Source organism: Bacteroides sp. Phil13, from assembly GCF_001940965.1.
Taxonomy (GTDB): Bacteria; Bacteroidota; Bacteroidia; order Bacteroidales; family Bacteroidaceae; genus Bacteroides; species Bacteroides intestinalis.
Window position 1 is genome coordinate 1 of sequence record NZ_MSHA01000070.1, and the last position, 16,617, is coordinate 16,617.

Annotated in this window: 12 protein-coding genes; 11 read left to right on the plus strand and 1 reads right to left on the minus strand. The window is 42.5% G+C overall.

Features of this window, described 5'->3' with window-relative positions:
• Positions 1 to 418: 418 nt before the first annotated feature.
• From BWI44_RS12835 to BWI44_RS12885, 11 genes are all read left to right on the plus strand, one after another.
• Positions 419 to 2,767, plus strand: a complete 2,349-nt coding sequence (locus BWI44_RS12835) for a leucine-rich repeat protein (protein ID WP_286814454.1) — start codon at positions 419 to 421, stop codon at positions 2,765 to 2,767.
• Positions 2,768 to 2,881: 114 nt separating this feature from the next.
• Entirely contained in the window at positions 2,882 to 3,994 is a 1,113-nt protein-coding gene (locus tag BWI44_RS12840; protein WP_286814456.1) for a hypothetical protein, read from the plus strand.
• Positions 3,975 to 5,621 (plus strand): ABC transporter ATP-binding protein, encoded by a 1,647-nt coding sequence (locus BWI44_RS12845; RefSeq protein WP_195209934.1) that lies wholly within the window; start codon positions 3,975 to 3,977, stop codon positions 5,619 to 5,621. The genes BWI44_RS12840 and BWI44_RS12845 overlap by 20 nt, the downstream gene beginning before the upstream one ends.
• A 5-nt stretch (positions 5,622 to 5,626) precedes the next feature.
• Entirely contained in the window at positions 5,627 to 6,490 is an 864-nt protein-coding gene (locus BWI44_RS12850; RefSeq protein ID WP_007659687.1) for a hypothetical protein, read from the plus strand.
• A complete protein-coding gene (locus BWI44_RS12855) occupies positions 6,478 to 6,960 on the plus strand; it encodes a hypothetical protein (protein WP_007659686.1) in 483 nt (160 codons plus the stop codon). The genes BWI44_RS12850 and BWI44_RS12855 overlap by 13 nt, the downstream gene beginning before the upstream one ends.
• A 76-nt stretch (positions 6,961 to 7,036) precedes the next feature.
• On the plus strand, positions 7,037 to 8,158 hold the full coding sequence (locus BWI44_RS12860; protein ID WP_278707036.1) for a nucleotidyltransferase domain-containing protein: 1,122 nt from the start codon (positions 7,037 to 7,039) through the stop codon (positions 8,156 to 8,158).
• A 12-nt stretch (positions 8,159 to 8,170) separates the two neighbouring features.
• Positions 8,171 to 9,040: a DUF8429 coiled-coil domain-containing protein gene (locus BWI44_RS12865; protein WP_007659682.1), complete on the plus strand. Its 870-nt coding sequence runs from the start codon at positions 8,171 to 8,173 to the stop codon at positions 9,038 to 9,040.
• Between the two features lie 117 nt (positions 9,041 to 9,157).
• The gene (locus BWI44_RS12870; protein WP_044533444.1) at positions 9,158 to 10,645 is read left to right on the plus strand and encodes a TolC family protein; all 1,488 of its coding nucleotides are present in this window, start codon (positions 9,158 to 9,160) and stop codon (positions 10,643 to 10,645) included.
• A 47-nt stretch (positions 10,646 to 10,692) separates the two neighbouring features.
• Positions 10,693 to 11,679 (plus strand): HlyD family secretion protein, encoded by a 987-nt coding sequence (locus BWI44_RS12875; protein WP_007659678.1) that lies wholly within the window; start codon positions 10,693 to 10,695, stop codon positions 11,677 to 11,679.
• Between the two features lie 33 nt (positions 11,680 to 11,712).
• Positions 11,713 to 12,891, plus strand: coding sequence for an ABC transporter permease (locus BWI44_RS12880; RefSeq protein ID WP_007659676.1), 1,179 nt, complete (start codon positions 11,713 to 11,715; stop codon positions 12,889 to 12,891).
• Complete coding sequence (locus BWI44_RS12885; RefSeq protein ID WP_115503215.1) at positions 12,891 to 14,123, plus strand: ABC transporter permease; 1,233 nt, start codon at positions 12,891 to 12,893, stop codon at positions 14,121 to 14,123. The genes BWI44_RS12880 and BWI44_RS12885 overlap by 1 nt, the downstream gene beginning before the upstream one ends.
• 188 nt (positions 14,124 to 14,311) lie before the next feature.
• Here the strand turns inward: BWI44_RS12885 and BWI44_RS12890 are convergent, their stop codons facing one another.
• The gene (locus tag BWI44_RS12890) at positions 14,312 to 16,615 is read right to left on the minus strand and encodes a GH92 family glycosyl hydrolase (RefSeq protein ID WP_286814476.1); all 2,304 of its coding nucleotides are present in this window, start codon (positions 16,613 to 16,615) and stop codon (positions 14,312 to 14,314) included.
• Positions 16,616 to 16,617 lie beyond the last annotated feature (2 nt).

Sequence of the window (16,617 nt, forward strand, 5' to 3'; positions counted from 1 at the left end):
TGCAGGCTGAAAAGGCGGTTTGCTATGCTTATTTATAAAGTAGGAATAGTAAAGTTCTGCAAGAATAAATCCGGTTATAGAATGATGAGAATAACATATTGATATTATTAACAATTAAATTATTTGTAAGTATGAAAGTAGAAAAGGAAATGAAGTATGAGGCTCCAGAAGTGGAAGTCCTGGAAGTGGAAGTAGAAGCAGGTTTTGGACCAAGCGGCGATGTGCCTGGTGGTGGCGAAGATCCATTTTAGGTAATACTACTTCAATGAAACAATTTTTATAATGGCTTCTATACGCACGATTCAAACAATGATATACCCTGTTCCAGACAGTAATAATACTTATCCTTGTTGTTTCGTGCATCTAAGCATTATAAACAAAACAATCTAAATAAAAAAAACATTTAAAAAGAATGCAGATGAAAAAAATTTTATTTTGCGCAGGCATACTAGCCTTAGCTGCAAGTTGTGCAGAGAACGAAATAGATTCAATCTCCGGACAAAAAGAAGCTACCAAAGGAATCTCTTTTGAAGGTGCATTAGTAGAAACACCGACTACAAGAGGAGATTTGGCATATGATGACGTTTCAGGCATACATAACTTCTTCTGGTATGCAGAAAAAGATCAAATTAGTATTTGGAGTACAAATACCACAGGTGCTACTAACGCTAATGAGACTACAGCTTGGGATAAGACTAAAGTTGTTAAATACAAAGCTACACAATCCAAAGCTAATGGTGTATTTACTGCTTATCAAGATGATAACATCTTGGATTTCCAATGGGAGCCAGGAGAAAAAAACTGGAATGATCCTACTAACGAACAGTTTAAATCACAGTTCATAGCCACTTATCCTGCCACTGTAACTTTAGCAGCAAATGATAAATATGAATTCTCAAATCTACCAACATTGAACGATCAAGACCAATTAACTCTTGATGGGCAAGATGTTACAAAGAAAATCATGATGATTTCTCATACCACAGCTGTTAAAGAAAACTCTTACGATGCTGTAGGTGAGAAAATTGATTTGAATTTCATCCGTCCGTTTACTGCCGTAGTATTCAGAACTAGTGGAATTGATGAAGAATATGCTAATATTTTTGGTAAACTTAAATCTATCACATTGACTGCAAAAGGATATGATGCAGACAATAATGGTAGTAGCACTGACCCAGAAGATATTGCACCTTCTTACATAGATTATGGTTCTAATGCTCACTACCTCTATAATAGCGAAAAGCCGGAAGAATCTAAACTAGTGAAAGCAGATGGTGGTGATATTACTGATATGGCAAGTGATATTAACGATGCTGCTCAAGAAATAAAACTGCAACTGCAAAGTGGTACAGGTCTTGAATTTAAGGATGGCAATATTGCATACATGGCTATCAATAAGATTGATCGTAAAGCCTTCAAGGATGCTGGAGTTAAAGAAACGATGTTAATGAAGTTTTCTTTTGAGCATATTGATCTTCCTAAGACAGTTGAGACCGATGCAAACTGGCCATCTACAATGAATAACAAATTTATTGGTGGTGATCCTACTACTCTGGACATCAATTCATTCCCTTATTTGGTAACAAACACTGTTGGTGCCCGCACTTTGATTGTCAACAAAGGAGCGTTCTCTCAAATCTTTAATGCTAGTAAGAATAAAGTAAAATGGAATGACGGCACAGAACAGGAATATGATCTTAATCAGTTTACAAACATCATTTCCAAAGTTGAATTAACTACTGAGGAATTGGCTACATTGAAAGGATTTACAGCAGCAACTTCAATCAAATTAACAGAGAATGCAACAATTCCTGCCAATACATTCAAGAACTTAACAGCTTTGGAAACCATCAATCTTCCGAAAGCAACTACAATTGCAAAAGACGCATTTGATGCAAGTACTAACTTAGTTAACGTAATCATGCCAGCATACAAATTTGCTGACGAAACTATCAATCCTCAGATTTTGAAGAAAGCAAGCCTCGTAACTTTGAATATGTCTGGCGTTGATCAAATGAGTGCTGCTTTCCCGGCTAAAGGTTTGAGTCTTAGTGATTACAACCTGTTAACAACGGTTACTGTTAAAGATGGTCTGTTAGTAGGTGCCAGCTCATTCAATGGTTGCTCTGCTTTAACAACTATCAATGGTGCTATCGAATTCCGTGAAGATGGTGCTGCTGCATTCAAGGATTGCGTTGCATTAACAGAAATCAATATCAAGAATACTGTTATTCCAGCTGATGCATTTAGTGGATGTTCTACGCTGGAAAAAGTTCTGAAAGATGGACAACAAGTTTTACCAACTTCTGTAGGAAGCCAAGCATTCATGAACTGTGCAGCATTGAAAGAAATGAATTTAACTCTTGCAACTACAATCGGTGAAGAAGCCTTCAAGGGATGTACGACTCTTTATGGTGTAGCAGATGCAGCAGAAGATGGCAAGAAGATTATGTATGTAGGTGCTACAACAGTTCCTCTCGGAGTATTCGAAAATTGTACAGCATTGGAGTACGTACATTTCATGGAAGCAACTTCATTCGATAATGACATTTTCAAAGGCTGCACAGGTGGTAGTCAGTTAAAAGAAATCAAATTCAAGAAGGCCTTCACAATTGCTTCAGGTGTAAGCTCAAATGCTACATTTGGTAGCAATACCCAGGTAGTGAAATTGTTCATTAGCCCAGCTCAAAGTGTAAAAACATTCAACAACAATACTCTAAAGTTGAATGCTACAGATATTACTTTCTTAAGCATTACTAAAGAATAATCCTTAACCAAGATAAGTTCATCGAACTACTCTTAAATAATGCTACTTATCAAAAAGGTGAGGCTTATGCCTCACCTTTTTTAATCACCCAGCCTAATTTTCTGATTATTATTTATGAAAAGAGAAATGCTCGATCCCACCCAAACGGACTATATACTCTTACTTTTTAAATTATGGGATGCCAGAATGTTTTTATTAAAAACAAGTATGGTAGGACTTCTCATCGGAATACTAATCTTTATCAGTATCCCCAAGGAATATGAAACGAGCATTTACACTGTACCCGAAAGTACATCAGGAAAAATAGATACAGACGAAGGCTTCTCATCGGAAGTGAGTATCGGAGGCAAAAAGATACAAGATGCTATCATTCCAAGCCTATATCCAGAGGTTGTTAGTTCTACCCCTTTCCTTCTATCACTATTTGACATACCCATAACACTATCCAACAATAAAGAACTAGGTACATTAACGCTATCCGAATATATGTCCACACACCAACGTTCACCTTGGTGGAATACTATCCGTGTTGGCATATTACAAATCATTAGCTTCCCAATCACCATTTTTAGCGAAAAAGAGACAAACGATACCAGCAACCTACAACCTACTAGTCACCAACATGGCGAAACCATAGACATTTTCCATCTCTCCAAACGCGAAATTGCTATAGCTGCCGCAATCAATAGTAGAATCAATGTGGATGTAGATAAGAAAAAAAGAACAGTTACTTTACATATACGTATGCAGGATCCTCTTGTTTCTGCAACAGTAGCGGATAGCGTAATGGCTAAATTACAAAAATTTGTCTCAGATTACCGTACTAAAAAAGAATGTATAAATCTGGAGCATGCAGAAAACCTCTATCAACAAGCACGCAAAAGATATTATGAAGCACAAGAAACTTATGCCCATTTCGCAGATGCCAACCAATCCTTATCACTCAAACTTTACCAAAAAGAGTTATACAATTTACAAATAGCCAAAGATATTGCCTATAAAGAATACACCGAAACATTACAGCAATTGCAATTTGCCAAAATCAGGGTATATAAGAAACGCCCTGTGTTTGCTATCATTGAACCTGCCACTGTTCCACTTAGTCCAGTTTCTCCCTCGAAAATAAAAATTCTATCAGCAATCTTCTTGCTATCACTAGCTATGGGATGTGGTTGGATTTATTTCAAAACTATGCCCTGTTACAACTATGATCAAAAAGATATATAAACTATTATCGGAACGCCAGCAAAAACGTAGTGTAGCAGTCATGTTTATGGTACTGCTACGTGCTTTGCTCGATTTTGCAGGCGTAGCTGCACTGATCCCTGTATTACTAGCTATACTGGAACCCGATGGTAGCCGTGAGAAAATGCTGACACTATGCTGTATAATTTTATTATTTGTAATGCTAAAGAATGGGCTGGTTATATTACTGGCACGTATGCAAAGCCGTTTTCTACTAGATATATATCGAGATTTTAGCCGGAGAATGTTTGTGAATTACTATCGCCGGGGATTACTTTTCCTGAAAGGCACGAGTAGCCTGCAACTGGGGCACGAAGTGAATTATGTATGTTACACATTCAGTTTGTGCGTATTGGCACCCGTCTTTCGCATAGTGAGTGATTTGGTGCTTGTGCTACTGATGATATCGGCACTTGTAATATGGGAACCAATTGCAGGACTCTTACTCTGTGCCGCATTCCTGCCATTGGCCGGAGGATATGTAGGATTAGTACGAAAACATCTACGTCGTTACGGCACAGAGGAACTGGAAGCACGCCGAAAGCAGTTACGAACAGTAGTGGAAGCCTTTCGTGGCTTTGCAGAACTAGAAGTAGCACATGCTTTCCATACCACAATTTCCTTCTTCGACCAAGGCATAGAATCTATAACACGAAATCGCTTGCGAATGGAAATATGCCAACTTTTCCCGCTATTTTTATCGGAAATAGCTATAGTCTGCGGATTAGCATTATTGATAGGTGCAGGACGTGAAGACCTCGGACTGATGAGCGGCGTATTTGCTGTTGCAGCCTTCCGGCTACTACCTGCCATACGAAGCATTTTGAATAATTGGGGGACACTCCAGAACGCCTCGTACACACTAGAAATAGTAGCCGAAGGAATTGCTGATATACCGCAAAAAGAGATGGAAACGGAATCTCCCTTCACCTTCAGACAAGGTATTGAATTGTGTGGTGTAAGCTTTGCTTTTCCGGATGGCCATATACTTTTTAGAGACCTGAATTTGAATATCAAACGTGGTGAATGCGTAGGCATACGAGGTACGAGCGGATCAGGCAAATCCACTTTATTTAATCTGATGCTTGGATTCCTGGAACCTATTAGTGGGGAAATTCGTATAGACGGAAAACGGTTAACAGTTAACAATCGGGAAGAATGGTATAAAGTGGCAGGTTATGTACCACAAGAGATTTTTATAACAGAGGGTACTCTTGCCACCAATATAGCCCTGGGACAGGTGCAGGTGGATTACAAAAAAGTGATGAACGCCTTAGAACAGGCACAGCTCAAAGAATGGGCAGAACATCTACCGCAAGGATTAGATACGCCTTTAGGCGAATTTGGCAGTCGGTTGTCCGGCGGACAGAAACAACGGATAGGAATAGCCCGTGCACTATATAAACAAGCGGAAATACTATTCTTCGATGAAGCAACTTCAGCACTAGACCATCGAACGGAACAAGAAATCAACCATGCCTTGCAAGAACTTTCTCATCAACGCCATGAACTTACCATAGTCATCATAGCCCACCGTGAAAGTTCACTCGCCTTTTGTGACCGGATATTTGATCTGGACAGCGGAAATACATATACTAAAGAAAAATAAAGAAAATGGAACAAGATTATTTAATTGCCGGACATCGCATCAAGGTAGAAAACGAAACATTAATGCATGCCATGGACAGAATGTCGGGCTTCGAAGTATTCAAAGTAAATAATAAAGATGAAGATACTTTCCGTTTCGTTCTAGTAGACAGTGAAATACCAGCTTGGAAAGAGATTCTTTACAGCATCGATATTAACGGAACCATAAATCGGTTTGGAACCTGTACCAACGGGTATATATTCGAATCTACTCCTCCAGAGGGAGAAACACTGGAACTATGGGTAGACAATAATGGACATACAGCCCACCTAAAGGGTAACCTTGATCCGCGTTTACTACGTTTTGCCTGCTGGATGGCTTATGGCGTGATGACCGTGCCTTATCAAACGGTCGCCATCCACACCAGTACAATTGTATGTCGGGGCAAAGCGGTACTCTTTCTGGGCGAAAGCGGTACAGGAAAAAGTACACATACACGCTTATGGCGTGAAAATATAGAAGAAGCCACACTACTGAATGATGACAGCCCCATTGTCCGCATTACAGACGGACAGCCATGGGTATGGGGTAGCCCTTGGAGCGGAAAAACACCTTGTTATAAAAAAGAATGTTATCCTCTTGCTGCCTGTGTCCGTTTGTCACAAGCACCGTTCAATAAGATTAGAAGACTGGCTGTGGCAGAGGCCTATGCTTCATTACACCCTTCGTGTCCACCAGCCTTTTCTTATGATGAATCTTTATATGATTCCATTTGTGAAGTACTGAATGCTATACTCACCAATATACCTGTATATCATTTGGCTTGCTTGCCAGATGCAGATGCGGCCCGTCTATCTTATGAAACAATCTTTGGGACATGCGAAAAATAGTGGTATCCAACAACTTCTTTAACGAAGCCGCCAAGGCATTAAAACAAGGACAGACAGTAAAGTTACTTATTGGCGGACACAGTATGTACCCTTTCATCAGAGGAGGAATAGACCTGGTGGAAGTAGTTCCCTTCTCTTTTGAAGAAGAACTGCCTGCCTGGTGTTGTCCTTTTTACCAATGGAATGGAAAATATTTAATCCATAGATATATAGGTAAGAAAGGAAATGAGTATATGATGCTGGGAGATGGAAATCTAGCGCGCATTGAACGAGTGAAACGGGAAGATATTATCGGAATATTAAGAACCATCTACCGCCCTGACGGAACAGTGCAGGATTGCCGGGATACACGCTGGCTGAAGAAGGCAAAATGGTGGTATCGGTTACGTTTTTTACGACGATGGCTGTTACCAGTCTTAGTTTTCACCTCCGGAAAGGTAAAAATAAGTAGTGTACAGCATAAAAAATGAACAAGTTCATTTTTTATGCCCTTGGTTTGCATTATCTTTGCCCCGGAAAAGAAAACAGTGAATTCAGCAGAAGAATATGACTCCGATACAAAAACAGTTTTTTGCACTGGTGCAATCAGGTCTATGGGGTACACCTGTAGATACCACTCTATTTAATATACAAACAGATTGGGCACAGCTGTACCAATCAGCCAAAGTGCAAGCCCTACTAGGCATCACATTCGATGGTATGCAAACTCTGCCGCAAGAACTGCGTCCGAAGCGTGAACTTTATTTAAAGTGGTGCAATGCATTACTGCAAATAGAAGAAAACAATCACATTCTAAATCAAGAAATCGCCAAGATATACACGCTCTATCGTGCCAATCAGATAGAGCCCGTTTTGCTGAAAGGACAAGGAGTGGCACAGAATTACCGGAATCCATTGCACAGACAATGCGGAGACATTGATTTATATATAGGTCCCAAGAATTATGAAAAGGCCAACAAGCTGTTAAGGACAGAATCTACTGGAGAACACGAAGAGAATCATAAACATACATGTATACACTGGCATGGTGTAGACATAGAAAACCACCGCGTACTCTCCCGGCTCAGTTCTCCTTCCTCCGACAAGAGTTTCCAACAGGAAATAGCCCGGTGGCATGGTACAACTGCTTGTCGGAATCTAGAAATAGAAGGTTACCAGGTAACTCTCCCTCCCCTATCTTTCGATGTAGCCTACGTGCTGACACACTCTGCACTACATTTCCTCAATGAGGGAATCGGACTCCGTCAGGTATGCGATTGGGCCAACATACTCCATACGCAAAAAGACAATATCGATCTTAAAGAAATTGCTGATTTACTGCAAAAATGGGGATTAAGCAAAGCAGCCAAAATATTCGGGGTTGTTGCCGTAAACTATCTGGGACTTCCCATGGAAGATTTGCCTATCCCTTATACTCAAAAAGATATAGAAACCGGTGAATGGTTACTCAATGATATATGGCAAGGAGGTAATTTTGGGCAACATAACCAAAATCGCAAGCAACGCCCTAAAGGATACTGGAGTGGAAAATGGTACACTTTCACCCGCGCCACTCAACGATGCCGTGAATTCGGAGCCTTGGCACCGGCCGAAGCACGTTGGTATCCTCTCATGCTCGCCGTTCATTCTGCTCAGGTACAATGGAATAAAATGTGGAACAGAAATTAAATAGAAAATAAAATGAAAAATAAATATTTAATCGCTATAGGAACTCTGTTAGTAGTATTATTAGTAGGAGTTACCGTGTTATTACTCTCTGAGAAGCAAACCAATAAAGAACTGGTACAGGAGTTCCAACTGGAAAAGGAAGACCTGGAAAATGAATATACGCGCTTTGCACAACAGTACGATGAGTTGAAACTGACAGTTTCCAATGACTCCTTGTCTGTACTGTTGGAACAGGAACAATTAAAAACCCAACGTTTACTGGAAGAACTGCGTACCGTAAAAAGCAGTAATGCCGCAGAAATACGCCGACTGAAAAAGGAACTTGCCACTCTACGTAAGGTTATGATAGGATATATCAACCAGATAGATTCACTGAACCGCCTCACTGCTCATCAGAAAGAGGTGATTGCACAAGTGACGCAGAAATATAACGATGCTTCCCGCCAAATCAGCAATCTGGCGGAAGAGAAAAAGAATCTGAATAAAAAAGTCACCCTTGCCGCCCAGTTAGACGCTACCAATATCAACATACAGGCTGTCAACAAACGGGACAAAACAGCCAAGAAGGTGAAAGATGTAGTAAAATTCAAAATAGGATTCACAATCGTCAAGAACATAACTGCCGAGACAGGAGAACGTATTATCTACGTACGTATCACCAAACCGGACAATGATGTATTGATCAAAAATCCCGCAAACACTTTCCCATACGAGAACCGCGAACTGGGTTATTCCATCAAGAAGTACATTGAATACAACGGTGAAGAACAAAATATAACCGTATATTGGAACGTGGAAGAATACTTATATGCAGGTACTTACCGTGTAGATCTCTTCGCTGACGGAACACTTATCGGCTCGCAATCCTTTACATTGGACTAAAAAAGTTTAAATTATTTTGAGGTCTCACTGAAAGCCTATACATTTGCATCGTTGTTTATGCAATTATTGTTGCATCACAAAACAACGTTTTAATCACCTTAATAATGTATAGACACGATGAGAAAGTTCTTCTGTTTCACTTGGTTGGTATGTCTGACCTTCTCAGTCTGCGCACAAGAGGTTTTAAGCCTCGATAGTTGCCGTTCATTGGCAATTGCCAATAACAAAGAACTACTGATAAGCCAGGAGAAAATAAACTCTGCGCATTATCAGCGAAAGGCAGCATTTACCAATTACCTCCCCGACATTTCCGCCACCGGTGGATATATGCGTACCCAAAAAGAAATTTCACTGTTGAGTGATGCCCAGAAAGGTGCATTAGGTTCAATGGGAACTCAAGTAAGCGGTGCTATGCAAAATGGTATACAAGGTATACTGACGCAGCACCCTGAGTTAACACAGAATCCGCAGTTCATGGCACTGATCCAGGCATTGGGCAACGTAGACATTGCTTCTCCTCTCAATGGTCTCGGAAACTCCCTCGTTGATGCATTCCGTACAGATACCCGCAACATGTACGCCGGTGCTCTAACGTTGACACAACCATTGTACATGGGTGGAAAAATTCGCGCCTACAACAAGATTACCAGATATGCCGAAGAATTGGCACGCCAACAGCATGATAGTGGCCTGCAAGACGTAATCCTCAGTACCGACCAGGCTTATTGGCAAGTCGTATCGCTCGCCAGCAAAAAGAAGTTGGCAGAAGGTTACCTCAAATTATTGCAGAAACTGGAAAGCGATGTGGATAAAATGATTGCCGAAGGTGTTGCAACTAAAGCAGATGGTCTGTCGGTAAAAGTAAAAGTAAACGAAGCGGAAATGACACTCACCAAAGTGGAAGATGGGCTGAGTCTTTCCAGAATGTTACTATGCCAACTATGTGGTCTGGACCTCTCCTCTCCCATCATCCTGAAAGATGAAAAGGAAGATGACCTCAAGCCCGATCCGGTAGCTGCCAACGGCATTGATCTCAATACGGTTTATGCTACACGACCGGAAGTACGCAGCCTGGAACTTGCCACGGAAATCTACAAACAGAAAGTAAATGTCACCCGTTCAGAATACTTGCCATCATTAGCTTTGATGGGCAGCTACATGATGACCAATCCTTCTGTTTTCAACGGATTTGAAAAGAAATTCAAAGGTATGTGGAATGTCGGTGTAGTATTACAAGTACCCATCTGGCATTGGGGAGAAGGTATGTATAAGGTAAAAGCAGCCAAAGCAGAAGCCCGTATCGCCCAATATCAGTTGGATGACGCCAAAGAAAAGATTGAGCTTCAAGTCAACCAGTCGGTTTTCAAAGTGAATGAAGCTGCAAAGAAACTGATTATGGCAGAAAAGAATCTGGAAAAAGCGGATGAAAACCTCCGTTATGCTACACTCGGATTTGAAGAAGGCGTGATAGCTGCCAGCAACGTACTCGAAGCACACACAGCCTGGCTTTCTGCCCAATCCGAAAAGATAGATGCACAGATTGACGTAAAACTGACTGACATCTATCTGAAGAAAGCATTGGGACAATTAAATATTAAAAATTAAAAGGGTGAAAGCTCATAAATCATAAATCTGAAATCATAAATCATAAGATGGATACCAAATCACAAAACAGTAACATGCTACTAGCGTTCTTAACGCTGACAGGCGTCATTGCCATTGTAGCCGTAGTGGGTTTCTTCATGTTGCGCAAAGGACCGGAAATTGTACAAGGTCAAGCTGAAGTCACAGAGTATCGGGTATCAAGCAAAGTACCGGGACGAATTCTGGAATTCCGCGTAAAGGAAGGACAAAGTGTACAAGCCGGGGATACCCTCGCCATACTGGAAGCTCCGGATGTGTTAGCTAAGCTGGAACAGGCTCGGGCCGCAGAAGCTGCTGCTCAGGCACAGAATGAGAAAGCACTGAAAGGCGCCCGTCATGAACAGGTACAAGCTGCCTTTGAGATGTGGCAAAAAGCCAAAGCAGGACTTGAAATAGCCGAGAAATCTTACAAACGTGTGAAGAATCTTGCTGATCAGGGCGTGATGTCAGCCCAAAAGCTGGATGAGGTTACTGCACAGCGGGACGCTGCCGTCGCTACAGAAAAAGCCGCCAAAGCTCAATACGACATGGCAAAAAACGGTGCGGAACGAGAAGATAAAGCAGCAGCTGCCGCCTTGGTAGACCGTGCCAAAGGAGCCGTTGCAGAAGTAGAATCTTATATCAAAGAAACTTATCTTATAGCCCAGACAGCCGGAGAAGTTTCGGAAATCTTCCCCAAAGTAGGTGAATTGGTAGGAACCGGTGCACCGATCATGAACATAGCCATACTGGATGATATGTGGGTAACTTTTAATGTTCGGGAAGATTTGCTGCAAGGTCTGACAATGGGAACTGAATTCGAAGCTTTCGTTCCGGCATTGGATAAAAATATCCGCCTGAAAGTGAACTACATGAAGGATCTTGGTACTTATGCAGCCTGGAAGGCTACGAAAACAACCGGGCAATTTGATCTGAAGACTTTTGAGGTAAAAGCTTTACCACAGGAGAAAGTGGAAGGCTTACGTCCCGGAATGTCGGTGATACTGAAGAAGTGATTAACGGTTAGTGATTAGTGATAAGTATAAGGAATGGCACGAGATAAGAAATATATAGCTTTGTGGAACGTCATGAAACGGGAAAGCCGACGGCTCGTTTCCCGTCCGCTGTACCTGTTCTGCATGGTGATAGCGCCGTTGTTCTGCTACGTGTTCTTCACGACACTGATGGATTCGGGCTTACCGGTCAATATGCCTGTAGGGGTGGTGGATCAGGATATGACATCCACTTCGCGCCAATTGATGCGAAATCTGGATGCATTTGAACAGACCGCCATCGTGGCCCATTATCCTACTATCAACGAAGCACGTGCCGCCATGCAGAAAGGAGAAATCTACGGATTCTACTACATTCCGAAAGGTACCACTGCCAAGGCGCAATCTCAACGGCAGCCTACTGTATCGTTCTATACCAACAATACGCTGCTTATCGCCGGTTCTCTGCTTTACAAAGATATGAAGATGATGAGCGAGTTGGCATCGGGAGCCGCCGCACGCACCAGTTTGTATGCCAAAGGTGCTACGGAAGACCAAGCTATGGCATTCCTGCAACCCATCGTCATCGATACACATCCGCTGAACAATCCGTGGCTGAATTACTCCGTATATCTGTGTAACACATTTGCACCGGGTGTATTGATGCTGCTTATATTTATGATAACGGTTTACTCCATCGGCGTGGAAATAAAAGACCGTACCGCACGCGAATGGCTGCGCATGGGAAATAATTCCATCTATATCTCCCTTGCCGGAAAGCTGTTGCCGCATACGGCTATTTTCTTCCTGATGGGTATATTGTATAACGTATATCTATATGGCTTCCTGCACTTCCCCTGCAACAGTGGCATCATGCCGATGCTTCTTGCCACTCTCTGCCTTGTACTGGCTTCGCAAGGGATGGGTGTACTGATGATAGGTACATTGCCTACCCTGCGTCTGGGACTGAGTTTTGCATCCTTATGGGGAGTGCTTTCATTCTCTATGTGCGGACTATCATTCCCTGCCATGGCAATGCATCCGGTTCTGCAAGGATTAGCCAATCTGTTCCCGCTGCGTCACTATTTCCTGATCTATGTAGATCAGGCCCTGAACGGTTATCCGATGATTTATTCATGGATAAACTATGTGGCGTTACTTATTTTTATGATGCTTCCTTTCTTTGTCGTACACCGGCTCAAAGAAGCGTTGATTTATTATAAATACGTGCCCTAATGAAACATCTGACGTTCAAACAGAAAGTAGTACAAGGTATCCACGACCTATTCTATATCTGGATACGGGAATTCCGCACGACCTTTCGCGATCAGGGTGTGCTCATCTTCTTTGTGCTTGTCCCGTTGGTGTATCCACTGATTTATGCTTTCATTTATACCAATGAAACCATACGGGAAGTACCTGCTGTAGTAGTGGATAACTCACGCAGTTCGTTAAGCCGCGAATACCTGCGCAAAGTGGACTCCAGTCCGGAAGTGAAGATTGTATCTTATTGCGCCGACATGGAAGAAGCCAAACTGATGCTGAAAGATCGTCTGGCTTATGGCATCATCTATATACCTGCTGAATTCAGTGAAGATATCGCACGGGGAAAGCAGACGCAGGTCAGCCTGTATTGTGATATGAGCGGATTGCTTTATTATAAATCTTTGCTGAACACCAATACCAGCGTGTCACTGGATATGAATGCAGATATCAAAATGCAACGTGCCGGCAATACCACCAACCGCCAGGATGAGATTACCGCCTATCCGATAAAATATGAAGATATTACCTTATTCAACCCTGCAAACGGTTTTGCGGCTTTCCTGATACCTGCGGTATTAATACTGATTATTCAGCAAACCTTACTGCTAGGTATCGGACTTTCTGCCGGAACAGCCCGCGAACAGAATCGTTTCAAAGATTTGGTTCCTATCAACCGCCACTACAACGGCACATTACGTATCGTACTAGGTAAAGGTTTAAGTTACTTTATGGTGTATGCACTTGTATCCGTATATGTGCTCTGTGTAGTGCCACGTCTGTTCAGTCTCATCCAGATAGCTCAACCGGGTGTACTGACCCTCTTTATGTTGCCTTATCTGGCAGCATGTATATTCTTTGCCATGACAGCTTCTATTGCCATACGCAACCGTGAAACCTGCATGTTGATATTCGTCTTCACATCCGTACCTTTATTGTTCCTTTCAGGTGTTTCCTGGCCGGGAGCCGCCATGCCGGATTTCTGGAGATACTTCTCTTATATCTTCCCGTCCACTTTCGGCATCAATGGCTATGTACGTATCAATAGCATGGGAGCCACACTCAACGAAGTAGCCTTTGAATACCGTGCATTATGGATACAGGCAGGCATCTACTTCCTGACTACTTGCTGGGTATATCGCTGGCAGATTATCCAAAGCAGGAAACATGTGATTGAAAAATACAAAGAATACAAGAACAAATAACATACTGTAGTGTCACCTTTCATGGTAACTCTGTTTACCCCACACGGTAACTCTGTTTACATACCGAGGTAAAGGCCGTTACATGCCGAGGTAAAAGCCGTTACAATAAGGGGTAAAGGTCGTTACATACGGCAGTAAATGCTTTTACATCCTGCGGTAAACAATCGGTAAATGCAACGCATTGGTAATCAAAACGCTAACTCATCCATCGCAGTTGATTCGGGTCCCATATCGAATTCCAGTACCCCACCCTTCACAATCTCATTATGCGTTATCCACAAACGGTTCAATTTCTTACCGTTCAATGATACCGACTGAATATAAATGTTCTGAGGCGAGTTATTATGCGCTATGATTTTGAAATTCTTACCGGAGTAAAAATGTGTATCCAGGTTTATCTCTACGCTTTCGAAAACAGGGCTGGTAATCTCATAACGGGGATTTCCCGGACAAACCGGATGAATGCCCATAGCCGCCAATACATACCACGCCGACATCTGCCCTACATCTTCGTTTCCGCACAATCCCAGAACATCGTCACCATAAGCTTTATCACAAATCTTTCTCGTCCACTTCTGTGTCAGCCACGGGCAAGAAGAGTAGTTGAAAAGAAATGGTACATGATGGTTAGGTTCATTAGGATGATTATAATAATCATTCCATAAAAAATCTTCCGGAACATTGGCAAAGAACTCTTCCAGTTCCGCATCAAACTTCTTTTGTCCTCCCATCAGAGCTCTCATTCCGTCAATGTCATGAGGGACAAACCAGCCTTGCTGGAAAGGATTACTTTCCGTGGTACCCTGATCCTGTGCCGTGCGACCTCGCCAAGGCAACCAGCCTCCACCCTTCACGCGGGCACGAAACCACTGCACGCTGTCACACCACACATTCCGGTAAGCTTTGGCACGTTTTTCATATTCAGCTGCTTCTTTCTTTTTACCCAAGGAACCCATGAGTTGTCCTAAGCACCAATCCGTATAAGCATACTCCAATGTATGGGAAAGACTGCCGGGAGTATATCCCAGTTCTCCATTACCAAACTGCTTCTGTGTATTCTCAGCATACTCAACGGCTTTCTGTACATCATACTCCCGAATCCCCTTCTCATAGGCATCCGCCAGCACCGAGATAGCGGGATTTCCCAACATACAGCCGGAATATGCATTCACTACTTCCCAACGCGGGAAATACTCCTTCCCACTTAATTGGGCAATCTGGATCAAAGAGTTTATCTCGTCATTCACCAATCGGGGATTAATCAATGTTTGCAATGGGAACTGGCTACGGAATACATCCCAACCGCTAAATACAGTACGATAAGTAAAATTCTTCGTCTGGTAGATCTTCTTATCCGCACCGACATATCGGCCGTCACAATCGGAGAAGCAACGTGGATCGATCATTGTATGATACAAAGAGGTATAAAAGATAGTCTTATCCCTTTCACTTCCCTCAACCTTTACCGAAGAGAGTGCCCGATTCCACAGATTACGTGTATTTTCTTTTACCCGCTCAAAATTCCAGTCCGGAATATCCTGTTCCAGATTGCGCTGGGCACCTTCCATGCTGACAAACGATATACCACACTTCAGTTGCACCTGTTCGTCTTTCCGGGTAGGAAACTCTGTATAAAAGCCCAAGTGCTTTCCCTGTGCTTTCCCGATAGCAGGTATTATCCGGGCATCCTTAATATAGTTGAAATAGGCCGGATTATCATTGGCATCATTCTTTCTGCTAACACCCTCAGGAATAGAAGCACTCCAAACACCGTATTCCGTCAATGGGCGATCAAAACAGCAATAGAAGTAAACGGTATAATCAGATTTACCCGAGCCGTTTCCCCAACCTCCACAAGCAGGCGTACATTTCATCCATCCCCGAATCGTATATTCATCTACTTTTTCCACATACTGTTCATCAGATGTGCCACCAATTCTACGGGCCAGATCGATCTGGATACGTGACTTCTCCGACTCCGGATATGTGAAACGCAGAATCCCCGAACGAGGAGCGGATGTCAGCTCCACCTTCACCTGATAATCTTGCAAGTATACCGAATAGTATCCGGCCTGTGTAATCTCCGTATCATGGGAATATCTGGAACGGTAACCTTCCTCCGGTTTATTTTCGGTTCCCTTGAATGTCCGTAATGGTCCGGTGGTAGGCATTACCAGAAAGTTTCCGAAATCACCATACCAGCCAATACCGCTTAAATGCGTAAAGCTGAATCCTTCAATAGTAGAATGATGCCACGAATATCCGGGGCCGTTATCACCACCGGTTTTAGTATCCGGACTCAACTGTACAAGTCCGAAAGGAGTACAACTTCCCGGAAAGGTTTTTCCCAACCCATGCCCCGACTTTCCGGCCTCTGCCGAAGTTGAAGCACCAATAATCGTATTGACATAATCCACCGGCTCTTTTTGAGCAAATGACAAAATAGAAAAAGAAATCAATAAAGCCGATAGCCAAGACCTACCATGTTTCATAG